The organism is Natrinema halophilum, assembly GCF_013402815.2.
GTDB classification, from domain to species: domain Archaea; phylum Halobacteriota; class Halobacteria; order Halobacteriales; family Natrialbaceae; genus Natrinema; species Natrinema halophilum.
The window spans coordinates 1588590-1610383 of record NZ_CP058601.1 but is presented as its reverse complement, the minus strand read 5'-3'; the positions used below and the strand labels follow the sequence as shown (position 1 = coordinate 1610383).

Annotated in this window: 21 protein-coding genes, 1 tRNA gene and 1 pseudogene; 12 read left to right on the top strand and 11 right to left on the bottom strand. The window is 58.0% G+C overall.

Annotated features, from left to right (window positions below):
* The first annotated feature begins 134 nt into the window (after positions 1 to 134).
* Positions 135 to 1133, top strand: a complete 999-nt coding sequence (locus tag HYG82_RS28630) for an ABC transporter ATP-binding protein (protein ID WP_179260485.1) — start codon at positions 135 to 137, stop codon at positions 1131 to 1133.
* Positions 1126 to 1914, top strand: coding sequence for an ABC transporter permease subunit (locus HYG82_RS28625; RefSeq protein ID WP_179260484.1), 789 nt, complete (start codon positions 1126 to 1128; stop codon positions 1912 to 1914). Before HYG82_RS28630 ends, HYG82_RS28625 begins: the two co-directional genes overlap by 8 nt.
* A gap of 169 nt (positions 1915 to 2083) precedes the next feature.
* Here HYG82_RS28625 and HYG82_RS28620 read toward each other — a convergent pair whose 3' ends face one another.
* Positions 2084 to 2797, bottom strand: coding sequence for a DUF7095 family protein (locus HYG82_RS28620; protein ID WP_179260483.1), 714 nt, complete (start codon positions 2795 to 2797; stop codon positions 2084 to 2086).
* A gap of 229 nt (positions 2798 to 3026) precedes the next feature.
* Between HYG82_RS28620 and HYG82_RS28615 the strand changes: the two genes are divergently transcribed.
* Positions 3027 to 3746, top strand: a complete 720-nt coding sequence (locus HYG82_RS28615; RefSeq protein WP_179260482.1) for an alpha/beta fold hydrolase — start codon at positions 3027 to 3029, stop codon at positions 3744 to 3746.
* Between the two features lie 25 nt (positions 3747 to 3771).
* Here the strand turns inward: HYG82_RS28615 and HYG82_RS44590 are convergent.
* Positions 3772 to 4466 (bottom strand): annotated as a pseudogene (locus HYG82_RS44590) (hypothetical protein).
* 140 nt (positions 4467 to 4606) lie between these two features.
* Here HYG82_RS44590 and ncsA point away from each other — a divergent pair.
* Complete coding sequence (gene ncsA, locus HYG82_RS28605) at positions 4607 to 5566, top strand: tRNA 2-thiolation protein NcsA (RefSeq protein ID WP_179260481.1); 960 nt, start codon at positions 4607 to 4609, stop codon at positions 5564 to 5566.
* Between the two features lie 230 nt (positions 5567 to 5796).
* Here ncsA and ftsZ read toward each other — a convergent pair whose 3' ends face one another.
* The 3 genes from ftsZ to HYG82_RS28590 all read right to left on the bottom strand — a co-directional run bounded on the left by ftsZ (position 5797) and on the right by HYG82_RS28590 (position 8011).
* On the bottom strand, positions 5797 to 6984 hold the full coding sequence (ftsZ, locus tag HYG82_RS28600) for a cell division protein FtsZ (RefSeq protein WP_179260480.1): 1188 nt from the start codon (positions 6982 to 6984) through the stop codon (positions 5797 to 5799).
* Between the two features lie 2 nt (positions 6985 to 6986).
* Positions 6987 to 7166 (bottom strand): ribbon-helix-helix domain-containing protein, encoded by a 180-nt coding sequence (locus HYG82_RS28595; protein ID WP_179260479.1) that lies wholly within the window; start codon positions 7164 to 7166, stop codon positions 6987 to 6989.
* A 197-nt stretch (positions 7167 to 7363) separates the two neighbouring features.
* Complete coding sequence (locus HYG82_RS28590; protein WP_179260478.1) at positions 7364 to 8011, bottom strand: ribbon-helix-helix protein, CopG family; 648 nt, start codon at positions 8009 to 8011, stop codon at positions 7364 to 7366.
* A gap of 125 nt (positions 8012 to 8136) precedes the next feature.
* Here HYG82_RS28590 and HYG82_RS28585 point away from each other — a divergent pair.
* Positions 8137 to 8210 (top strand) — tRNA-Tyr (locus HYG82_RS28585).
* Positions 8211 to 8532: 322 nt separating this feature from the next.
* Here the strand turns inward: HYG82_RS28585 and HYG82_RS28580 are convergent.
* The 3 genes from HYG82_RS28580 to HYG82_RS28570 form a co-directional block, all read right to left on the bottom strand.
* Positions 8533 to 9294: a hypothetical protein gene (locus HYG82_RS28580; RefSeq protein ID WP_179260477.1), complete on the bottom strand. Its 762-nt coding sequence runs from the start codon at positions 9292 to 9294 to the stop codon at positions 8533 to 8535.
* A gap of 821 nt (positions 9295 to 10115) precedes the next feature.
* Positions 10116 to 10550, bottom strand: coding sequence for a hypothetical protein (locus tag HYG82_RS28575; protein WP_179260476.1), 435 nt, complete (start codon positions 10548 to 10550; stop codon positions 10116 to 10118).
* Positions 10551 to 10595: 45 nt separating this feature from the next.
* Entirely contained in the window at positions 10596 to 11309 is a 714-nt protein-coding gene (locus tag HYG82_RS28570) for a hypothetical protein (protein WP_179260475.1), read from the bottom strand.
* Positions 11310 to 11645: 336 nt separating this feature from the next.
* On the opposite strand from HYG82_RS28570, the gene HYG82_RS28565 reads away from it, so the two are divergent.
* The 6 genes from HYG82_RS28565 to HYG82_RS28540 all read left to right on the top strand — a co-directional run bounded on the left by HYG82_RS28565 (position 11646) and on the right by HYG82_RS28540 (position 18539).
* Complete coding sequence (locus tag HYG82_RS28565) at positions 11646 to 12686, top strand: tyrosine-type recombinase/integrase (RefSeq protein WP_179260474.1); 1041 nt, start codon at positions 11646 to 11648, stop codon at positions 12684 to 12686.
* Between the two features lie 454 nt (positions 12687 to 13140).
* Positions 13141 to 14124 carry a hypothetical protein gene (locus HYG82_RS28560; RefSeq protein ID WP_179260473.1) on the top strand — a complete coding sequence of 328 codons (984 nt, stop codon included), beginning with the start codon at positions 13141 to 13143 and terminating at the stop codon, positions 14122 to 14124.
* A 202-nt stretch (positions 14125 to 14326) separates the two neighbouring features.
* A complete protein-coding gene (locus tag HYG82_RS28555) occupies positions 14327 to 14605 on the top strand; it encodes an ArsR/SmtB family transcription factor (RefSeq protein WP_179260472.1) in 279 nt (92 codons plus the stop codon).
* 3 nt (positions 14606 to 14608) lie between these two features.
* Positions 14609 to 14905, top strand: coding sequence for a DUF8036 family membrane protein (locus tag HYG82_RS28550; RefSeq protein ID WP_179260471.1), 297 nt, complete (start codon positions 14609 to 14611; stop codon positions 14903 to 14905).
* 1002 nt (positions 14906 to 15907) lie between these two features.
* Positions 15908 to 17104: a twin-arginine translocation signal domain-containing protein gene (locus tag HYG82_RS28545; protein ID WP_179260470.1), complete on the top strand. Its 1197-nt coding sequence runs from the start codon at positions 15908 to 15910 to the stop codon at positions 17102 to 17104.
* Between the two features lie 709 nt (positions 17105 to 17813).
* Positions 17814 to 18539: an SCP2 sterol-binding domain-containing protein gene (locus tag HYG82_RS28540; RefSeq protein WP_179260469.1), complete on the top strand. Its 726-nt coding sequence runs from the start codon at positions 17814 to 17816 to the stop codon at positions 18537 to 18539.
* Positions 18540 to 18787: 248 nt separating this feature from the next.
* On the opposite strand, the gene HYG82_RS28535 is transcribed toward HYG82_RS28540, so the two are convergent.
* Positions 18788 to 19468 carry a hypothetical protein gene (locus HYG82_RS28535; protein ID WP_179260468.1) on the bottom strand — a complete coding sequence of 227 codons (681 nt, stop codon included), beginning with the start codon at positions 19466 to 19468 and terminating at the stop codon, positions 18788 to 18790.
* Between the two features lie 153 nt (positions 19469 to 19621).
* Here HYG82_RS28535 and HYG82_RS28530 point away from each other — a divergent pair, with 153 nt between their 5' ends.
* Positions 19622 to 19870, top strand: a complete 249-nt coding sequence (locus tag HYG82_RS28530) for a PRC-barrel domain-containing protein (protein WP_179260467.1) — start codon at positions 19622 to 19624, stop codon at positions 19868 to 19870.
* A gap of 128 nt (positions 19871 to 19998) precedes the next feature.
* On the opposite strand, the gene HYG82_RS28525 is transcribed toward HYG82_RS28530, so the two are convergent.
* Both HYG82_RS28525 and HYG82_RS28520 read right to left on the bottom strand, forming a co-directional pair.
* Positions 19999 to 20571, bottom strand: a complete 573-nt coding sequence (locus HYG82_RS28525) for a hypothetical protein (protein WP_179260466.1) — start codon at positions 20569 to 20571, stop codon at positions 19999 to 20001.
* 396 nt (positions 20572 to 20967) lie between these two features.
* On the bottom strand, positions 20968 to 21618 hold the full coding sequence (locus HYG82_RS28520) for a helix-turn-helix domain-containing protein (RefSeq protein ID WP_179260465.1): 651 nt from the start codon (positions 21616 to 21618) through the stop codon (positions 20968 to 20970).
* Between the last annotated feature and the right edge of the window lie 176 nt (positions 21619 to 21794).

Genomic DNA, 21794 nt, shown 5'->3' with positions numbered 1-21794 from the left:
ACAGCCTTCCCGATTCTCGGATGCGCGAGTTCGTCATCTCGGTCCGTGTCTCTCGAACTGAAGGGCTATCGGTACCGTTCTCAACCGGTTGTCAAAACCACCACACCAAAGGTATCACCGCGACAATAATACGTATGAACGCGATCGAACTCGAGGGGCTCACGAAGGATTACGGCGAGGTGCTCGCAAACGACGACGTGTCGTTCGCCGTCGAACGAGGCGAAATCTTCGGTTATCTCGGCCCGAACGGTGCGGGAAAGACGACGACGATCCGGACGCTGCTTGGATTTATCTCTCCGACTGCCGGGACGGCGCGGCTGCTGGGACAGGAGATCACCGACGAACGCCAACTCCTCGAGGCGAAACGCAACCTCGGCTACCTCCCGGACAACCTGGCGTTCGACGAAACTGCGACCGGACGGGAAATTCTCGAGCTACACGCCTCGATCAAGGGCGACGACCGAAGCGAGGAACTGCTCGAACTGTTCCAACCGCCGCTGGATCGCGAGATACGAGAGTACTCAAGCGGAAACGTCCAGAAGTTGGGGCTCGTGACGACGTTCATGCACGACCCCGACCTGGTGATTCTCGACGAGCCGACGAGCGGATTGGATCCCCTGTTACAACGGCGCTTTACCGAGTTCGTTCGAGGCGAACGTGACAACGGTGTAACGGTGTTTTTCTCCTCACACATTCTGAGTGAGGTTCGGCGGCTTTGCGACCGGGTCGGAATCATTCGAAACGGCCGGCTCGTCACGGTCGAGCCGGTCGAGACGCTGCTGGAAAGAAGCGGAAAAGTCGTCCGTCTGCACGCTGTAGAGCCAATCGACTCGAACGACCTCAAGATCGCGGGCGTTCACGAACTCGAGAGCCACACCGTTTCCGGACCGGACGGTCCAGCAGGCGGCGAATCCGGTGCGTCGGAACCCGAATACACGTTTACGTTCACCGGCGACGTCAACGTTCTTCTCGAGCGCCTCCGGGAGTACAAACTGCACGATCTCTCGATCGAGGAGGCACCGCTCGAGGATGTGTTCATGCGATTTTACGGCGAGAACGACCTGGACGACGAATCGACAGGGACGGATCGCGTCGCCGCCGGCACCGGTGTCGAGGGTGGTAACGATGTTTGAGTTGACCCGATACGATGGTCGCCGCCGGGTACGAGGGAGCATCTACCTCTCGATCGGCCTCTCGTTGCTCGCCGCGATGGTCATCTGGGTCTACCCGTCGTTTCGGGCCGAAGTCGATCTAGATCAGTTGCTATCGGCCTATCCGGAACCGATATTGCAGGTGATGGGCATTCAGACGATGGCCAGTCTGGGCGGGTTTCTCTCGTTCGAACTCTATACGTTCGGCTGGGTGATCCTGCTGGGGCTGTACTTGGCCTACAGTACGGCGGGGACGATCGCCGACGACGTCGATCGTGGCCGGATGGACGTCCTCCTGGCGATGCCGATTTCCCGAACGCGACTGGTCGGAGAGCGGTTCGCGGCGGTAGCCGTCCCGGTCGTCGTCGCGAACCTCTTGCCGCCGATCGTGGTCTACGTCGGTGCGGAACTAATCGACGAGCAACTGGCCGCCGCGGACGTCATCGCGGTCCACCTGTTTTCGATCCCGTACCTCTTTGCCTGTGCCGGGATCGGTCTGCTCGCATCGGTCGTTTTCGACCGAGCGGGGATCGCCCAACGTGTCGCCCTCGGAGTGACGTTCGCGCTGTTTCTGACCGAATCGCTCCTGACGGGAACTGACGCCGAGGTGGTCGGAGCGATTGCCCCGATGCGGTACTACGACCCGAACGCGATCCTGCTCGAGGGAAGTTACGACCTCGCGGGTGCGGCGATCCTCGTTGCGATGACCGTCGCTCTCCTCGTCGCCGCCCAACTGTGGTTCGCCCGGGCCGATATCGCTTGATTCCCCCGGTAACGGCCCGCGTTCGAAGAAACGGCGACTCGCTGTCCGCGTTCCTCGAGCGAAGGCGATCACGGGACGACGACAGTGCCGGATTCGCGATGGCAGTTCGGTCCCGCCCAAATCGGACGAGGGGTCCGGAACGCAGTCGCTACCAGCGTGACGAGCGATTTCAAACGACGTCACCGCGTACCGTTACGCCGTCCTGGCGCGAGCGCCACGCGTGGAGTTCCTTGGCCGCGGCTTCGGCCTCGTCGTCGTCCATCCCCAACATCTCGAGAGCCGCTGACAACGTCGGCAGCGCTAGTTCGCTCTCTCGCAGTTTTCGAAATGCCTCCTCGCTTCTGGTGCCGTCGGCCCAGAGACAAACCCCCCGCGGGTCGAGCAACTGGGTGTAGTCCTCGCGCAACTGCGCGCCACGAAGTCGCTGGGTGACGTTGTCCTCGAATCGCGAGTTGCAGACCTCGAAATGAATTGGTTCGTCATCCCCCAGGAGGTGGGCTGCGAGACACCGTTCCGGGGCAGCGTGGCCGCTTTCGTTGGCCCGGAGAAAATGGGGAAACTCGACGGCCCAATCCGCTCTGACGGATTTTCCGACGCCCCGGACACCGTGAGATTCGCGGAAACGGGCATCCGGACCCCTTTCCTCGCCATCACCGCCATGGGCACCCTCAGCGTCGGTGCTCGAAATCGAGGTCGCGCTATCGTCGCGTACGAGAACGTCTTTGGTGGCGTAAACGTCCAGTCGCTCGACCGGATCGAGCCCAAGCGCGACGTCGCCGAACGCCCACACCTCGCGGACCGGCACCGGCATCCGTTCTTCCTCGACGGTATCGACGAGCCGCTCGAGGCGGTCGACCGCTTCGTCTCGGTCGAATCCACTCATCGCTCGTCGTTGGGACTCGACGTCTAAAACCGTTTCTCGGTTCGCGGGCGTCCCGCATCGATTCGCAGGACGATTGCGAACCGGCTCGCTGGAGTTCCGGACGGATCGATGATGACCGTCACGAGCGCAGTGACGATCCCCGGTACCGTCTGCTCCGATACGTAGTCGACACTCTCGGTACCTGGGTCAGGAGTTCAGGTTTTTGTCTGTTCGCGGCGAACGGAATCCTATGCGACACCGGATCTTCAACGAGGACGGCGACGAGGAACTCGTCTTCGTCATGGGCTGGGGAAACCGCTGGACCCACGAGAACATGAGTTGGCTCATCGGAAACCTGACCGGGGCGGGCTACCGGGTCCACGCGTTCGAACTCCCCACCAACATTGACGACTTCAAAGCTGACTGGCTCGAGCCGGTCGCCGAGTACGTCCGCGACGTAGACGACTACCAGCTGCTGGGTCACAGTGCCGGCTCGCTCGTCGCACAGGCCCTCGACGGCGCGGATAATCACGTCTACCTGAGTCCGTGGTGGGGATACGACGAGGGGTTCCCCGAACCGTTGCTGGAGGCGATATCCATGATCCCGACCACGTTTCCGTGTTTGCCGATCAGCAACATGGACAGAGAGGCACTCGGCGAACGGGCGACTGACCACCAGCTCGCCACGATTCCATCGTGGATCTCTCCAGCGTTCATCCGTGAAACTCGCCGCGCACAGCGGGATCTGCTGACGATCGACCACGACGCCGTCGTCTTCTGCTCGCTTCGTGATCCCGTCATCAGCCTCCGCCCGATCGGCGAGCGGGTCCCTGCAGAACACGTCGTCCTCTACGATGGCGGTCACGAACTGTTTTCGGCCCCCGATCGCGAGCAGTACGTCGACCTCCTGCTTGCGGCCCTCGATGATGGGTCAGAGGCCGTCGAGGAGCGCCCGACCGTCCCTGCCTAACGCCGACGCGGCGTCCAACGAATCTTTAGAGCGCGTCGACCAACGCACGGAGCTGTGGACTGCCCTCGAGGAGTGCGCGTGGAAACCGCCGTCGAGCGGTCGAGAGTGCCTCGGCGAGGGCGCTTGCAGCATCCGAGAAGATTCCGGTCCCGTGTCCGACGAGGATCCGTTTCGGTGCGATGCCTTCGAAAACGTTCGTCGGGACGATGGGTCGAAGGAGTAGATAGACCGCGAGTCGCTCGTCGTCCACGAGGTACGGCGGCGCTGTCCCGAGGAGATCGGGTACGTACAGCGTTCCGACCGACCGCCGATAGGCGACCGCTTCGGACCACCCGGGGATCGGACTCACCTCGCGCACCTCGAATCCCGACTCGGGTACGCTCCGTCGAAGCGCTCGATGGGTGCGTCGACCCGCTCGTGAACGCGGGCCAGCCACGATGGGACGTAAACGGGCACGTCGAATCGGCGGGCGAACCTGTCGGCGTCTCGAGCGTGGTATGCCGAACAGACGACGACGCCTGCAACGTCGCCAAAAGACCGAATCTCTTCGTCTATCCCGGGTGCCTCGATCGGATCGAACAGCCAGACGTCACCCCCGTCCCCGACCAGGGCATGACTCGCGCGACGGCCGGCCTCGTCTGGGTGGGCGAACCAGCCGACGCCGCTCTCGAAGTCGTCGATCTGCCGATACTCCGTCGACGGCGATCTGTCGTAACTCATCACGTGGTGTCGACAGACAGACAGCCGTAATACGTTTCGATCGTCACAACCAGTAGCCGATCGCGTCGGATTCGATCGCCGGCTGTATCGATAGCGAAGAGACGAAACGGACATACGCGTTCGACGGCAACGTGACCGCGATGGACTGCAATCGGTGTGACGAGGAGGCGATCATGCACGCAGCCTACTCCGGGGCACACCTCTGTGCCGACCACTTCCGTGAGTCGGTCGAAAAGCGGGTTCGCCGCCGAATCCGACGGGACGACCTCGTTCCGCACGATGCGACGCCAGAGAATCCCCAGACGTGGGTGATCGGCCTCTCGGGCGGCAAGGACAGCGTCGTCCTCACACAGATCCTCCACGATACCTTCGCCAAAGATCCCCGCATCGAACTCGTCGGCCTGACGATTCACGAAGGCATCGACGGCTACCGGGACAAATCGGTCGAGGCTTGCGTGGAACTCAGCGAAGAGCTCGGAATCCGACACGAACTAGTCAGCTACGAAGAAGAATTCGGCGTCCGAATGGACGATGTCGTCGAAGACGACCCTGAGAACATGGCTCCCTGTGCGTACTGCGGCGTCTTCCGGCGGGACCTGCTTTCGAACTACGCAACGGAACTCGAAGCCGACCTCCTTCTCACGGGCCACAACCTTGACGACGAAGCCCAGACCGCACTGATGAACGTCCTCGAAGGCGACGTCGAGCAGATCGCAAAGCATTTCGACGCGAGTCTCGGCCCGCTTTCGGACCGCGAGGAGCAAGATGAGTTCGTTCCACGTGCGAAACCGCTGCGTGACGTCCCCGAAAAGGAAGTCGCCCTCTACGCCCACGTCAACGACCTCCCAGCACACATTACCGAGTGCCCGCACGCGAGCGAAGCATATCGTGGCGAAATACAGCAACTTCTCTACGAACTCGAAGAGAATCACCCGGGCACCCGCCACTCGATCCTCTCGGGATACGAGGAACTGGCGGATATCGCGGCGGAACGGTACGCCGGTGACAACGGCGCCGACCTCCAAAACTGCGTCGAGTGCGGTTCGACCACGACTCGAGAAGTCTGTCGGAAGTGTTCGTTGCTCGAATCGCTCGCATAAATTACCATACAAAACACATCCGCCTGGAGTCCGTTTACGCGCCGTTTTCGCAATATACACTCACCCTCGGACTATCAGTTCACGAAGTGAACCCTCGGACTATCCGTTCACGAGGTGACAGCTGTGTTTCTCTCTTTCAAACGATCACAGAATTGAGGTTCCTCCAGTAGTGGTAGGAACGCTGAAAGCGTCCGGACTACTTCGAGAAATTCGCTCGAGCGGGTCCGCTGTTAGCGAATGACGTCGACGCCGTTCTGTTGTTCGACCTTGTCGCGCCCGCCATCACTCTGTGCGCCGAAATCCGACGTTCGGCTCTCGACGTTGTTGCTTGCGTCGAAGTCGCCGTCGTTCAGTCCCTCGATGCTCGCACGGGACTTATCGGCCTGCTTCTGAGTCGTCGGGCCGAGAACCTGGGCGCTCTGAACGCCGGTCATGATCGCCATGACGCGTACTTTGCCCTTGTAGTTCTCCTGAATACGGGCACCCCAAATCACGTTTGCGCTCGCCTCGAGGCGTTCGGTGATATTGTCGGCGATGCCCTCGGCCTCTTTCAGCGTCAGGTCGGGGCCACCGGTGATGTGAACGAGTCCGCCCGAGGCGCCGCGGTAGTCGACGTCCAAAAGCGGATGGTTCATCGCATCTTTGACAACCTCGTCGGTCTTGTTCTTGTCCTGGGTCTCGCCGACCAGCATGACGGCGACGCCGCCCTGATTCATTATCGTGGACATATCGGCGTAGTCCAGGTTGATTAGTGACGGCTGGGTGATTGTCTCCGAGATTCCTTTGACGGTTTCGGCGATGATCTGATCCATCACCGAAAACGCCTTTCCGATCGGCAGATTCGGGACGTAATCGAGCAGTCGGTTGTTGTCCAACACGATGATCGAGTCGGCCTGCTCTCGCAATTTCTCGAGGCCTTCCTCGGCTTTGACCGTGCGGGCACGTTCGACGTTGAACGGAGTCGAGACCATGCCGACGACGATCGCACCCTGCTCTTTGGCGATTTTCGAGACGACGGGGGCTGCACCCGTGCCGGTGCCACCGCCCATTCCGGCGGTCACGAACACGAGGTCCGCGTCGCCGAGAACGTCCTTGATCGTGCTCTGAGCCATCTCTGTGGCGCGCTCGCCCATCGACGGATCGCCACCAGCCCCGAGCCCATTCGTGAGCGACTTGCCCACGAGAATCTTCGTGTCAGCCTCGATCATCTTGAGGTGCTGTTTGTCCGTGTTGATCGCCACGGTATCGGCGCCGTCGACGCCGATGTTATACAGTCGATTGATCGTGTTGTTTCCGGCACCGCCACAACCGACGATGACGATTCGGGGGTCGCCAAATTCGTCATCGTCCATCGAGACGTCCATTTCCCGGGCCTCTTCCTCCGCGTTCTCTAACGCATCCTGAACGATGTCTTGCATCGTTATACCTTGGCCCAGTTGCGTTTGCCGGACCGTTCGTTCGGCCCGTCCTGTTGTTCGTTGACCATCTCACGGACGGCCGACCGGATCGCTTCGCTCCGGTTCGGGAACTCGCCCGAGTCGACTAACTGTTCGACTTCCTCGATCTGCTGTTTCGGGATTCGCAGTGTTACACGCTCCATGGTTGTATTCCCCGTTGGGGGTAAGACGGTGGTGCGCCCCTGTCAGACGCGGCGTGTCTTACACCGCAACCACCCGCTCTGGGGCGATTTTCCGTCTTATCGACGGGTGTAAGACATTCCGTCTTACGCGACTAAGGCGATGTTTGGCTTGGATAATAAAACTTTCGCCCAGTGTGACTTTCCATGTCTTACACTGGTCAGTATTGGGTACCGTCCGACTCGAGGACGTCCGCTGCAGGTGTCCGTCTGCCGCACCCGGGGCAAAACGACCAGTCGGAACGGATCTCGTCGCCGCAGTCACAGAACAACCGCCGCGAGGCTTTTTCACCACAGTTTGGACAATAGACGTGGTCGCCATTGAGATGGTCGCCACACTGGTTGCACTGCCTTGCTCCGTCGCGATCGTGGGGTTGCGATCCAGTCTGCTCCCGTGGTCGGTTCACCGACTGATCACCGTCGGCCGTTTCCCGGCTGCGAACGCGAGCGGTCTGGGACTGGCCGTCCGACTGGGCCACAGCCCCTTCCAGGGAAATCGTGACGTTGACATCCTGTGGTTCAGGCGACTGTGCGACCTCCCGGCCATGCCCATTTGCGTACCTCGTTCCGGGGCGAGCACCCTCTCCCAGTCGCGCTGCCAGCTGTTCGTCGACCCGCTCGCGAATCACGTCCTCGATCGCCTGGTCCTGATCACGTTCCGATTCCGAATCGCTCCCGCTACCTCCGGTTGCGTCGTCGGCTTCGAGATACGATCGAAGCGCTTCCCGCATCGCTTCGCTCTTCGAAGCGTCGAGCGACTCGAGTTGCTCGACGAGGTCGTCATCCGCGCGGAACGTGATCTTGCTCATAGCCGAAGTATACCGGTGTTGTCACGCCACCTATATCAATCATTCTGCCGTTCGTGTTCGATTACACGATCCTCCCGTTTCAAATAATAACCCTTATGATCCCCTCGGAGGCTACGTTGGAGTGCCCGCCCTTAGCTCAGACTGGTAGAGCAGTCGACTGTAGATCGACTTGTCCCCCGTTCAAATCGGGGAGGGCGGATTTATTTTATAAATCCGACCGAGACGATTCGAGCTTGTGAGGCGCGCACAGCGGAGCGAGCACGTCTCACAGTGTTCAAATCGGGGAGTGCGGATCGAGTTTCTCGTCAAAGCGAATTGACCGGACAGCGGCTGGATTACCTTGTATACCGCCCGTTTACGGCGAGAGAGTCGAACGGGAACCCCAGTCAACTCTCCGTGGCGCAGGTTCGACCCGAGGATTCGTAGGCCAAATGGTTAGTTTTTGTCACCGTCATACTCGTCGCGGGCCAACTGAGATACGACTTCCTCACTCACGAGCCTCGTAGCATTCGTCAGACCCCTCACAGCGCCCTCGTCAGTGACTCCGGCAAGTCAACAAGGGGTTTGACTGTGTCGTTCGTTCGTCTCCCAGCTAGAGGGTCTGGTAGGCCCAGCAGGTCCGAAGAGGAAATGACGTGGCTACTCGGCTTGCTCTCGAGACACAATCTGCTTTTGCTCCTCGTCGCTTTCATCCCCGTTCTCTCCGTCCTCATCCGACGTATCCCATACTCCTCCTCTATTATCTCGACGGCTTCCCACCCTATCTCGTGGTATGTCCACTTCGCTTGTCCGAGGACACTCTGATTGAGCACGTCTTGGTCCCTAAGAGAACCAATAAATACCTTGTCAAGATATAGGTCGTATACTCCTCTACTCAACCCTCGGACCGCCTTCGCACCAACCGTGTTTCGGGCCACCTTGCTCTCGGCCAATACTTTGTTATTCCACACTCGCATCGCAAAGAGTCTCTCCTCTCGCGTCTCCGGATCTGGGTCGGTAAACGCCACTACCTCAATAGCCGTGAGCCGTGTTCCCATCGAGACTATGAGGAGGACGGTCAGAATGAAAGCCAGCCACCACGGAGCAAATACTGCCGCTCCGGCCAATAGAATACTGAGGACGGATTCACCTCGGGCAAAACGCTGCTCCGTCCGACGCCTCATGTGCTCAATATCACGTACAAGCTCTTCACTCCCCCCAATCTCTGCGTCCTCCTCAATGAGATACTCCACCACACGGTCGACGTGTTCGTCCCGTATGTCTTGGGCTGTCTCTCGTCCCACTATGTGGTCAAACAACCACAGATAGAAGCGGTCAATCGTACACGGTCCCCTATCCATCGGGAAAGGCCTGCAACCTATGCGAACGGCCCGAGTATGAGGAATACAACAAGTGCCAGCCACCACATAAGTATCATTTCGGAGGACAAACTCCTTTAGTGTGAACTCCGGTGTGAACTACCTCCCGTGTTATTAGCGAGTAGTTGCCAGACCACCGCTCATATTCATCCGCTTTTGGATCTCCGTGAAGAAACCGCTCGAACATCCCTCGGTCGCAACTTTCACTAGCCCGTCGGAGACGGTCTTTACGGTAAGTCTCGGCCTTGACCAGCCACTTCCGGGGTTGCTTGTCGTCAGTGGTCCGGTGTTTCTGAACGAACTCCTCGAAGGTCGCACGTGTGATAGCCACTGCTTGATTCTCGTCCTCGATATCATGCAGGAACCACACTGTCTGATAGAGCCGGGTCAGCGCCATCAATTCCTGTAGGCTTCGGTCAATCCCACCATCGTCGACGAGTAGCTCGTCATATCCTCCGGTTTCACCCTGCAGTAGGTCGGTCAGGGAGTTGAACGCCGTCGTGGCTTCTTGTTGGAGCGTCCGAAATTCATGGCTTCAAGCCTTCGCCTGCTAACATAATGGAACAAACTAAATACAACCGAACTATCTATTGTTTCCTGCATTGGCTCCCTAATCCAAACGGTAAAATTCAACGCCGCCCAATGGTCAACCAGAGCCATCGATTTCCAATTGTCCCTCATTAGAGCCGGTCCCCTAATCGAAAAGTTTGGCAATTCGATTGTAAGGGTTCATATTGTCTGCTGGTTTATGACTGAGAACTGAATCTTCGACCATCGAGGTCAAAAAGCACGACTAGTGCACCAATGACACAGACAATTAGCATTCCTACCGCCTCTGGCGAGTCCGGTACAGCGTAGATCAACACTGCGTTGATGCCAATGATCGATGCTAGCAGTGCCAAGATTGCCGATCTCTCATCTTTTGTCCCAAACCCAGACGTAACCGAGATCCTCTCTATGAGCTTGAAACCGAGATACAAGATTAAAGTTAGCAAGCCAACGACGATCTGGGTAATCCCGTTTTCGAGTGGAGCCCCACGTAGCAGTGTCTGAATCCCAGGGTACATCATGATTGTGGCGATTACCATAACAACAATCGGAACGGCAGCCTTTCGGATGTTGTTAGTTGATGGGCTCATATTGTTCCACTCTACGTGGCCGAAGTTTTTAGTTGTTGTCACTGAACATAATTTGTAGAAGCTATTTCCAATAGCATTTTGTAGTCATTATTGTGAATTAACAGTCGGTGTCGGGACCAGTGGATCGATTGGGCTGACTCCTGTCTTAATAATGACACCGCAGCCGTCATTTTGGATATTGACGACCCCCCAATACGCAGCAACTCCGGCAAAGACTGCCGTTGCGACCGGTCCTGCCAACGCTCCTGCTGCAATGTATCCTCGCCTGACGAGATATTTATATATTAGAGCACCAGATGGTGAACCGTACGCAACGGCGTGGTTGATGTCAGTGATGAAGTCATGTGACTTGTATATATGGAAATCTACCTTTGGCGGGAGGGCCTGTCTGCTGGTGTCAACATTATTTTTGTTACAGCTTTGTGCAGCTAGCGTAATCCTACTGGAATCCTCACGCTCTTGAGTCCGGCCTAAAGAGACTGATGCCTCCTGCGGTTCAACACCGTCAGCTGCAGCAATATCTGCGACGGTCGCTCCCTCAGAAGGCGTTAATGTCGTTTTCTCAATTTGCTGGGTTGTCAGTCTTCTATTCGTGGTTGGACTGTTAATGCTGAAATATCCTGCCTCGATAACGGCATTGAAATTACTGACAGCAGTCTTGGAGAGACGGTATGTTTCCTGACTGATTTCGTCTGGTGTCGCGCCAAGCACAAACTTTCCGTCTTCTACACTGATCCCACCACTGCTGTCCCCCCACGGGGAATCCGCAGCGCTTCCTAATCCACTCCCGCTGAGGATCATTCCAATTGAAAGGACAGTTTTTCGCAGTACTGAACGCCTCGCCCAGTTATTTTCACCACCATAACTACTTTATACAACTACTGGAAATAAATAAGTTACTATATTTGAATCTGATGAACCATATTATGGTCTTCTACAAACACCCGCAGGGGTACGTCAGTTCGTTTTGCGCGTCGGAGATCGCCGCCCAATACGAGCAGGTGCGAACTCGGAACCCCACCGATGGGAGGGCGAATCGATGAAGTGTCCTGACTGCGGCAGCGGCCGTGTCCACCCGTCCGGCGGGTGCCCGTTCTGCCTGGAATGCGGCTGGTCGAAGTGTGGAGGTGGTCAAGTTTGAGCGATAATCTCGAGCCGATCACCCCACTGGAGGCTGTCAATCTGTATCTCGAGGCGCGTGACGATGCCGCCGAGAACACGATGGAGGCTCAGGACTATCGCCTGCGTGCATTCATCATGTGGTGCGACGAGGAAGGTGTCGCCAATCTGAACGAATTGTCCGGGCGCGATATGTACGCCTATCGTATATGGCGTCGCGAAGGCAGATACTCCGGTGACGCACTCGCATCGGTCACACTTCGCGGCGACATGGCGACGATGCGTGCATTCCTCCGCTTCTGCGGAAAGATCGACGCCGTTCGCGAAGACCTGTATGATCAAGTTCCCCTTCCTCGGACTGATGGAGTCGACGTAAGCAAAACGACCCTCGATCCGGACCGAGCGATCGCGATTGTCGATTACCTGGAACGGTACGAGTACGCGAGCCGGCGACACTTAACCGTCCTATTGCTCTGGCATACCGGGTGTCGTGTCGGCGAGTTGCGTGCGCTCGACCTCGGCGATCTCGACCTCGAGGGCGAACGTCCGCGCGCCGATGGACCGGCGGTCCACTTCGTCCATCGTCCTGAAACTGATACACCGCTGAAAAACAAAGAGAAAGGCGAGCGGTGGAATGTCATCAGTGCGCACGTCGCGCAGACGGTGCAGGATTATATCGACAGTCCTCGAGTCGACATTGTCGACGAACACGGCCGGTCGCCGCTTGTGACCACCCAGTACGGCCGCGTTTCGGTGTCTGCCTGCCGAGATACGTTGTACAGAGTGACCCGGCCGTGCTGGCGCGATGAGGCGTGTCCGCACGACCGTGATCCGGATGACTGCGAGTGGACTCACTACTCGAAGATGAGCCAGTGTCCGTCGTCACGATCACCCCACGATGTTCGGAGTGGTCGAGTGACCGCGCATCGACTTTCTGATGAGGATCGTTCGTTGGTTTCTGATCGGATGAATGCGAGCGAAGAGATTCTGGACAAACACTACGATCGGCGTAGCGAGCGACAGAAAGCGGAGCAGCGACGGAGGTCCTTCGAACTATGAGCGTGAGTTGCCACGTTGACCGACGACAGACATCGACTGCAAAGTACCCCCATACGGGGAGGGCGGATCGAGTTTCTCGTCGAAGCGAATTGACCGGACAGCGGCTGGATTACCTTGTATACCGCCCGTTTACGGCGAGAGAGTCGAACGGAAACCCCGGTCAACGCTTTGTAGCACGCGTTCAGCGCTCTCCATCGACGAGCATCGCGTCCTCCTCGTCTGGGGATCGAACGGAACACGGGCACTCGAAACGAAGCCGATGGAGATGCCGACTGGCTGGGAGCCTGTCGGACGTACGTGACGCCAGCGATCTTCGGTCCACCTTTAGCTGATACTGCCGGCTGCTCGAGACAATTTGGTAGAGAATCTAGTGAGACTTCCCACGAACCCGACACCGATCTCCGTCTGACTTTGAAAAATGTATATCGCTATCGTGGGCCACACGTAGGACGTGATGTCCGAAGACGAAACGCGAAGGCGATTCCTCGCAAAGACTGGAACTCTCAGCATGGTATTGGTGGCGGGATGTACAGGTAGCCGGTCGAATGCTACCGATGTATCGAACGGCGAGATGGCCGACGGAACGGGAGACGTGACCGATCCCGCGAACGCACCACGGACCAGGATCGACCGCTTCAGCGAAGCGGCCGGCACGCTGATGATCCGCACCGAAGAGAACGGTCTGCCCGGACCGAACGAGCCCATCGATTTCGATCAGAAGCCGTTTTTGACGCGGGGGCTCGGCCCCGACGGCGAGATGGTCTCCTACTACAACTTCGACGTCCAACCGACTGACCCGGCGCCGATCTACGCGCTCTTCCGTGAGGGCGAAGACGCGCCGGTCGAAGGCCAACTCAACATCATCGACGAGATCCCCGGTGATGAGGGGTACAACGACTTCTGGCACGTTCACGAGGTAACGGTGCCAGCAGACTACGAGGCGAACACGGCGACCACCGTCCAGGACTTGCGGGACGGAGGGTACGATATCATGGCTACCGAGGTCCTGAAGAACTGCCCCGTCGTCCCCGATGAGTCGACCGCCTCCCTGCGCCACAGCGAGGGCGATACGGGCCTCGTGGAAGGCTGGTACAATGACCAGGTCGTGAGCTACTTCCTGTTCGAAGAGGCTCCGCTTGCGGTGACTGACGGTTCCGTCCCCGTCTCACCCATCTACGTCACCTTCAACGAGAATCCAGGCGAGGACGGGGGCGGACCGCCGTCCGGCTTCATGACCGAAGGCGGGAACGATCAGACCCACAACGTGGTCGCCACGGTACCCGACGACGGCGGCTACTCGCCGCTGTGGACGATCAACATTTACGACAACGCTGACTTCGCCAGCGTTACCGATCTCGAGTCGGCCACGGAGGTGACATTGCTCGAGTCGGACGCGACGACTGTCAACTGTCCCGTCGTCTCCGTTGGGATGGAATAGAGTCGGTCAAGCATCACGCAGTGAGCCTCTCTACGGACGTCTGTCCTGGGTTAGTCTCACTGGCCGGTACCATTCCAAAGGCAGGTCTCTCGAAGTGAAGAGATCCCATGCATTCCGACCAGTTCGACGAGGTGCAGTTCTCGGACTATCAGCGGGTGACCAGATATATAGCATCGTTCGATGAAAGCCCGACCACCGTCAGATGGAGAAGGCGCTCTGGTACTTGCTGGTCGGCACGCGTGGCGGCGAAAACCGGGTACGGATTATCCGCGTGCTCTCCGAGCGGCCTCAGAACGCGAATCAGCTCAGCAAGACGCTCGACCTCGAATACAATACGATTCGGTATCACCTCGAAAAGCTCGTCGAGCACGATATCGCGGAAACCGGTGGTGACGATTACGGCAAGCTGTACTTCCTTACTGACCGGTTCAAACGCCACGAAGCGGAATTCGAGCAGATCATCGATCAAATAGAGAACTGAGAAATGGTGATGGAACCCACTCTCGCAATCGCGACCGTACTGTCCAGCCTGAGCATCCTGTTGTTACTCGGTCTCACCGCCGTGTGGATACGCAACTATCGGACGTTCGGGTCGTCGATGGTCCTCGGATTGCTGGCCTTCGGCGTCGTTCTCTTGGCCGAAAACGTACTCGCTCTCTACTTCTTTTTCAGTACGAACATGCTCTATGCGGGTGATCCATTCGCACAGCGGATGCTCCTAGTGCTCCGGTTCCTCCAGCTATCCGCCATCGCGTTCCTCGCCTATGTGACGATGAAATGATGACTGCTCCACCAAACGGATCTCGATAGGCTACGGTGCGATATCTCGCCACGGAGAACGTTCGACCCGTAGCACAGCCACGCCGATAGGGGAGACGGGTATCTGGACGAACGAGGACACCACCGGCCATACGGTCACATCAGCCTCGGACAATCGGGAGACAAATAGCGCGGTCGACAGCAGTGATGACCGTATCCAGGGTCGAGGAAACCACAGTTCCGACGTATACTACTGCTTCCACAGCGACGAAGACTGTTCTGAGATACGGATGACGGTTGATGTCCGTGTCGCATTCATCGGGAATCCGCTCCGCGGTGGCGATTGACAGTGGCTACGATAGTGGCGACTACTGCGGATACTACGTCTCCTCGAGCACAGGCGAGCCATAGCACAGTCAGTACTATCAACTGCCGTTCTCGTCGCACCGTCGAACGAAGTGAATGAGCCGGTAGTGGTGTGCCTGTAGGGTTCCTTGGGTACGTCGCCTTTCCATTTCTGGTGGTACCTGTCATTCGCCTGCTCTGGGGGGAATGACTCGAGGCTGTGATCTCCGGTCATGGATGGCGTGAGACCACGGTGCTGATTCTCCGCGGGATAGCTGGCCCGTCGATCGACTTGTTCGCGGAACGACGGTCGCTTCGCGAAAGCCGCTACCATCTTCGAGTGCACCGTTGGCGGTGAGCGAACGTGGGCGAGTCATTCGACAGTCGACCGAAATTCGTATCGAACTGGTCCAGTTGATCGCCAGATGACAGACAGTAGATCCCCGATGTTCTCTGGTTAGTTTCAGACGAAAAACACGTGAACTGTATCGTTCGGTGGGCCCAATCATAAACAGTTACTGCATGGATCGTTTCTTAATATCCATTAGCATTGTCCAAAAACAATAGGAAGAGGGGGAGGACCTTTCTACATTTGAAACAGTATATTTACCTGGGACTTATTATAAATTTTCTTTAGAGATCGTATATGTATAATACCCCTCTTCGATGGCTCGAGTGTATGCCCGATAATAGTAGACGACGATTTCTGAAGGGGTGCGCACTGACCGTATCAGTTGCTGGGGGATTCTCAGGAGCAGGGAGTGCGACTTCCTGGGGTGACAAAGGAACCGACGACGATTGTTCCGATGGAGATAGAGAGAAGGACTGTTCTGAAGACGACGACTGTCCAGACAACGGTGACGACAACCCGCCAGGCGACGACAATCCGCCGGGCGACGACAACCCACCGGGCGACGACAATCCGCCGGGCGACGACAATCCGCCGGGCGACGACAATCCGCCGGGCGACGACAATCCGCCGGGCGACGACAATCCGCCGGGCGACGACAACCCACCGGGCGACGACAACCCACCGGGCGATGATGACTGTCCGCCGGGCGATGACAAGCCGCCGGGCGATGACAAGCCGCCAGGAGACGACAAGCCGCCAGGAGACGACAAGCCGCCAGGAGACGACAAGCCGCCAGGAGACGACAAGCCGCCAGGAGACGACAAGCCGCCAGGAGACGACAAGCCGCCAGGAGACGACAAGCCGCCAGGAGACGACAAGCCGCCAGGAGACGACAAGCCGCCGGGCGATGACTGTCCACCGGGAGACGATAAACCACCGGGCGGAGACAACCCACCGGGCGGCGACAACCCACCGGGCGGAGACAACCCACCGGGCGGCGACAACCCACCGGGCGGAGACAACCCACCGGGCGGAGACAACCCACCGGGCGGAGACAACCCACCGGGCGGCGACAACCCACCGGGCGGCGACAACCCACCGGGCGGAGACAACCCACCGGGCGGCAACAACCCACCGGGCGGCGACAACCCACCGGGCGGCGACAACCCACCGGGCGGAGACAACCCACCGGGCGGAGACAACCCACCGGGCGGCGACAACCCACCGGGCGGCGACAACCCACCGGGCGGAGACTGTCCACCCGGCGGCGATTGTCCACCGGGCGACGACAAACCGCCGGGCCGTGACTGTCCACCGGGCCACGACAAACCGCCGGGCCGCGACTGTCCTCCAGGCCACGATAAACCACCGGGCCGCGACAACCCACCGGGCGGCGGTGATGACTGTCCGTTTGACTGGTGGAAGGACAAGCGCCACCACAAGAAGAAGTGGTCGCACTCAGGGTGGAAAAAGAAGAAAAAAGAAGAATACAAGAGCAAGGTGTGGAAGGAATTAATGAAATAACCAATCGACCGACGATCTGATCCGATAGAACGAGCATTGTACCCACTACTTTCGGTCCCGTGCCGAATACGGAGATCAGGACGGGAACGGACGTAGAACTGACGTATTTTGAGTGAGTTCGAGTCGATTCGACCATCTCGAGTGGTTTCGAACGAGAAAAAGTGGAAATCATGTTTCCATGTATCCGCCTCGGCAGCGTTCGGGTACCAATGCTGCCGACAGAGGGGGCGCTCGCTTTGAAAGCCGACACTACGGGTTTGCTCCGAAGTAGATTTCTCTTCTCCTGCTCGAGTAAGTACCGTCTCACACGTTCTGAGTCGTCCTACGGGCGGTCCAAGACGGCGTCGGTGGACTTACCTACCCCGATCTACGAGGAACAGTGTCGAGGAACGTGTCGCCCGTGCGGCGATTTGCCGCGTGACTGACCCGTCATAATAGCACGGGACCTACAGATATGCAAGGCGAGTGCCTCGGGGTCGGCCGGAAATCGAATATTTCCGTGAACAAGCGAACCAACGGTTTCACCAGATCACGAGAGAGTGACGCTCTCTCGAACGACTCCGAGATATTCTTTGCTATCGCTAATACCGCTGATATCGCTGATACCGTTGATTCCGTTGATAAATCCCCGTGCATGGTCGGAGAAACCACGACAAGAATTCCCAACGACCACGGTACTACGCCGGGTTTCGAGGCCCGGTCACAACATATGAGTACGCAACGACTCCGACCGATCGAACGATATTTTCCGACCGAACCGTGGCTCGAAGCGTATCGAGACGCGATCAACGCGAGCGACGAATACGCCGACAAATCTGCTGGGTGGGGCGTCGACTTCGATGGCTCATTCGTTTTTCAGATGGAGAACGTCCCATTCGATAGCAACGCGGTCGCCGATCTGCCGCCGGAAATCGTCGAGACGATCAAAGAACTTCTCGATCGGCCCGAAACGCAACTCGAACCGCTCCTCGAAGAAGCCCCGCCAGACGTCCGCGAACGCATCGAGTCCCGGACCGGACCGCTCGAGGAACGGGTCACCGAGGAGGTCCTGACGACGACCCTTGCGGATGTCCCGGACCGACTGTGGCCGGAACTGCGTTCGACAGCCCCCGATTCTCTCGACGATCTACTAACCCAACTCGAGGAGAACGTCGCCCCCGACGGGACGATCTACGCGTATCTGGACCTCTCGGATACCGAGTGCCGTGGCGTCGATACGGTCACCGAACTCGATGACCGACAGTATGGGTTTCGACTCGTCGGGGACTACGAGCACTGGAAGACGCTCGTTGGGGGCAACGGCGACGTCATCGACATGCTGATGGCCGGCGATTTCGAACTCGACGGCGACGTGCAGACGATCCTGCAGTATTCCGGTGCTGCGGTCGCTCTCACCGAAATTTCAGCCGGTATCGACACACGATTCATCGTCTGATCCTGTTACCGATCTGCTGACCGCCGATTGATCCTCCCCGTTACCGATCTGCTGACCGCCGATTGATCCTCCCCGTTACCGATCTGCTGACCGCCGATTGATCCTCCCCGTTACCGATCTGCTGACCGCCGATTGATCCTCCCCGTTACCGACCTGCTGACCGCCGGTCGACCTGCCAGCCACCGATCGTCGGTTGCGGTGGAACCCCGTCGTTTCCCGTCTCAGTCCGCTCGAGACCCATCTCGATGCTATCGGTATTCGATGATGAGGCCATATACGAACCCGAGCGTCCCTCCGTATACCGTCCACGCGATGACGCCAGCGACGCCAGCGATCGTGACGTCGGGCACGGGCGTCGCCACGTTCGTCACGACCGTCAACCACATCGGCAGCAGAAACACGGAGAAGAGAATACCGATCGCGATCCCGTAGCCGTTACCGAGTACGACCGTCGTCGTCGTCAGCGCCGATCGCCGGAGCACGACCGAGAGGATCGTCCGAAGGGCCTCATTGGCCCTCGAGAGTTCCAGTACCTTCGAGACGAACCCGTCGATCGATCTCGAGACGTATCCGTGAAACGGCAGCGCGAACAACACACCGAGTGCGAACATCGCGAGCCAGCCGCCGTCCAGAGTCGGTGCGCCGACGACTGCACCAATCCGGCGAATCGCGTCAGTGTCGTACAGTTGGATGACCAGCGCAGCTTGAAACCCGCCGGCGAGTCCGCCAGCAATAGCGGCTTCGACAGCTCGAACGTCGACTTCGAACGATTCGATCTTCTCAAGGAGTGGAGCCAACGCGACCCTGTACGGCGGCTCGTCAGTATCGACGGCCGAACGGACGTCGGCTCGGCGACCGGTATCTGCTCTATTACCGGTATCGGTTCCACGACCGGATTCGGCTCCACGATCGGCGTCGGAATCTGCCATACTCGCCATAGAGTGTACATTGGTGACACACCTCATCATTAGTCCGCGCATCCACGGTTATTTATACGGAACCCAAGCTTCAGTGAAGTTAAAGACAATTTATGCGACGTTCGAGGCGCAAATGATTTAGTACAGGATGTGGGCCGAAAACATATGAGCGATATATTGGCTCGTAATCTCGGCGGAAAGCACATCGTCGGAATCGACGGCACTGATTTTGGAACGCTCCATACGATTACGATGGATCCAAAATCCGGCACTCTTCGGGACCTCGTCGTCGATTCGCATAGTCAACCCTCGTCGGCCCCCAGCATCCGATCAGACGCCGACGACCGACTACGAATCCCTGTTAGCCGCATCGAAACGGTGAACGATCAGATCGTCGTTCGGTCCGGTGACTAATCGTTGAGAAAGACACCGACTCGCGGACCTAAGCCATCCCGGCTCATAGCGATTGTCGATTCGATCTCGGCCTCGAGGGACGTCAGAACTGATTGCGACATCCCATCTGATCGTCGGCCGTCTGCTTTCTATCTCTCTACAGGCACCTGTTCGGACAGCGAGTTCATGATCGGTGCGAGACGAGTCCCCATGTGAACCGGCCCGTCCATATCGTACTGCTGTTGTATGTACCCTCGAATCGGATGGACGTTCCCGAGGATCAGACCGATAAGCGTCGTCGCGGGCCCGGTAATCTCGAGCATCGGATCGTCGAGTCGACCCGTGTCGCCGTACATCGTCTGCTCGTCACCATCGATGACGAGATGGCCCGCTATCGGGCAATCTTTGGCCTCAAAGTTGACGGTAATGTCGTCATCGATGTGCTCTTTGACCTCGGGTGACGATTCGGCGAGAACGTTCGTTCGGGTCCAGAGCAGTTCCTGAAACGTGGCGGCGATCACGGGATCGTCGGAGACCAATGACGCGATGTCAACCGTTCTCGACCGCTCGATCAAGCGGTTGAACGTTTCGGGATAGTCGCGCACGAACGTCTCGACATGACCCTCGATATCCTGGAGCAACTTCGGAAGGGCTGCCTCGAGTTCGGTATCCGATTTTCTCAGCGATGCGTCGATTTCTTGAACGATGTCGTTGGTCGCCATGGCTATCGGTTCGGGCTCATCCGGCGGAGAGTCCCGTTGCTAGCGTAGAGACGATGACTGTCGAACAGTTTGATCCGTGTAATACGCGGCGGTTTATATCCGGGCCTGTGACTGTCGGTAAACCGTTACTCTCCTGTCGCGCGAACGATAACCGAGAGTGAGTCGGGAGCATCGGCCGACTCAGTCACGTTCGCCGAACGCTGACGACCGATTTCGTCTCATCGCCGTTTTCGCCTTCCAGACGTGAATCTCGGAGCGTTCCCGTCGCACCTCTTCTCGAAAGATGCTGCCCGTTTCGGACCCAACTTCTCGCGACGGTCGATCCCGTTACGGTGGTCTGGTCGGCGTCCAGGTCACCGACAACACGGATGTCTTTGCCGGCGCCCCGGATTCGGGTTACGGAACGATCTGTGAGAGCAGTTTCGACTCTATTTTTCGCAGGTGGCCACCGACAGTACCCCCGGTACAGCCGAGTTCGGTTCCGATATCGTCGTGTGTAACGGCCCGCGGAACACTGTAATAGCCCATATCGACAGCAGTCCGCAGGATCTCCTGTTGGCGGTCGGTAAGCTGGGAGTATAGCCTGTCGGTGTTCGGTTCGTAACTCCCCGTCTTGAGGAGCTTGAGCCTGATCCCATCAGGAACGTCCGGAATGGCGTTCTGGAAGCTCTGGACGTCACCAATCATCGTCACGCACAATCCGCCGCGTCGCGTAAATTCGAGTGGCGTATCGAATATGAACTCGAATTTCTTGAGCATGCTCAGCAGGCCCACGAGTTTGTCATAAGGCTTGACGTGAATGTAGGCGTGTATTACGTCGTCCACACCCGAGAGCTGATACTTACACACCATCGAGGAATCCTGCAAAATCGGTTCGAGAGCAGTTCTGTCACCCGAGAATTGATAGATAGTCACGATCGACTCGTCGTCGAGTAGATTCACGTTGTGAAGAAGTTCGCGGTCGACGTCGGGATGGTCTGCAATCCGCTTGTCGACGGGGTGTAATCCCTCGTCGTCAGGGATGATGATGCATTTTGCGTATCTCATCTCACGACGACCACCACAACGTAGGCGTACTTTTTTGTGTTGGTTATTATCTATAGTCTATGGGATCTGGAGAGTATATGAATCGACTGCGATGACGAAATCACTCCCCCCAGTCCAATCCTGACGCTGATGAATCGGTGCGACGACTGGATAACGGATCACAACTGACGTGGAGA

Excerpts from the sequence above, each read along its gene's own strand:
- HYG82_RS28620 (WP_179260483.1), bottom strand. The coding sequence starts at position 2,797 with ATGAGTGGATTCGACCGAGACGAAGCGGTCGACCGCCTCGAGCGGCTC.
- HYG82_RS28555 (WP_179260472.1), top strand. The coding sequence starts at position 14,327 with ATGGAGAAGGCGCTCTGGTACTTGCTGGTCGGCACGCGTGGCGGCGAA.
- HYG82_RS28530 (WP_179260467.1), top strand. The coding sequence starts at position 19,622 with ATGAGCGATATATTGGCTCGTAATCTCGGCGGAAAGCACATCGTCGGA.
- HYG82_RS28625 (WP_179260484.1), top strand. The coding sequence starts at position 1,126 with ATGTTTGAGTTGACCCGATACGATGGTCGCCGCCGGGTACGAGGGAGC.
- HYG82_RS28560 (WP_179260473.1), top strand. The coding sequence starts at position 13,141 with ATGTCCGAAGACGAAACGCGAAGGCGATTCCTCGCAAAGACTGGAACT.
- HYG82_RS28535 (WP_179260468.1), bottom strand. The coding sequence starts at position 19,468 with ATGGCAGATTCCGACGCCGATCGTGGAGCCGAATCCGGTCGTGGAACC.
- ftsZ (WP_179260480.1), bottom strand. The coding sequence starts at position 6,984 with ATGCAAGACATCGTTCAGGATGCGTTAGAGAACGCGGAGGAAGAGGCC.
- HYG82_RS28545 (WP_179260470.1), top strand. The coding sequence starts at position 15,908 with ATGCCCGATAATAGTAGACGACGATTTCTGAAGGGGTGCGCACTGACC.
- HYG82_RS28630 (WP_179260485.1), top strand. The coding sequence starts at position 135 with ATGAACGCGATCGAACTCGAGGGGCTCACGAAGGATTACGGCGAGGTG.
- HYG82_RS28595 (WP_179260479.1), bottom strand. The coding sequence starts at position 7,166 with ATGGAGCGTGTAACACTGCGAATCCCGAAACAGCAGATCGAGGAAGTC.
- HYG82_RS28525 (WP_179260466.1), bottom strand. The coding sequence starts at position 20,571 with ATGGCGACCAACGACATCGTTCAAGAAATCGACGCATCGCTGAGAAAA.
- HYG82_RS28550 (WP_179260471.1), top strand. The coding sequence starts at position 14,609 with ATGGTGATGGAACCCACTCTCGCAATCGCGACCGTACTGTCCAGCCTG.
- HYG82_RS28615 (WP_179260482.1), top strand. The coding sequence starts at position 3,027 with ATGCGACACCGGATCTTCAACGAGGACGGCGACGAGGAACTCGTCTTC.
- HYG82_RS28590 (WP_179260478.1), bottom strand. The coding sequence starts at position 8,011 with ATGAGCAAGATCACGTTCCGCGCGGATGACGACCTCGTCGAGCAACTC.
- HYG82_RS28540 (WP_179260469.1), top strand. The coding sequence starts at position 17,814 with ATGAGTACGCAACGACTCCGACCGATCGAACGATATTTTCCGACCGAA.
- HYG82_RS28520 (WP_179260465.1), bottom strand. The coding sequence starts at position 21,618 with ATGAGATACGCAAAATGCATCATCATCCCTGACGACGAGGGATTACAC.
- HYG82_RS28570 (WP_179260475.1), bottom strand. The coding sequence starts at position 11,309 with ATGATCCTCAGCGGGAGTGGATTAGGAAGCGCTGCGGATTCCCCGTGG.
- ncsA (WP_179260481.1), top strand. The coding sequence starts at position 4,607 with ATGGACTGCAATCGGTGTGACGAGGAGGCGATCATGCACGCAGCCTAC.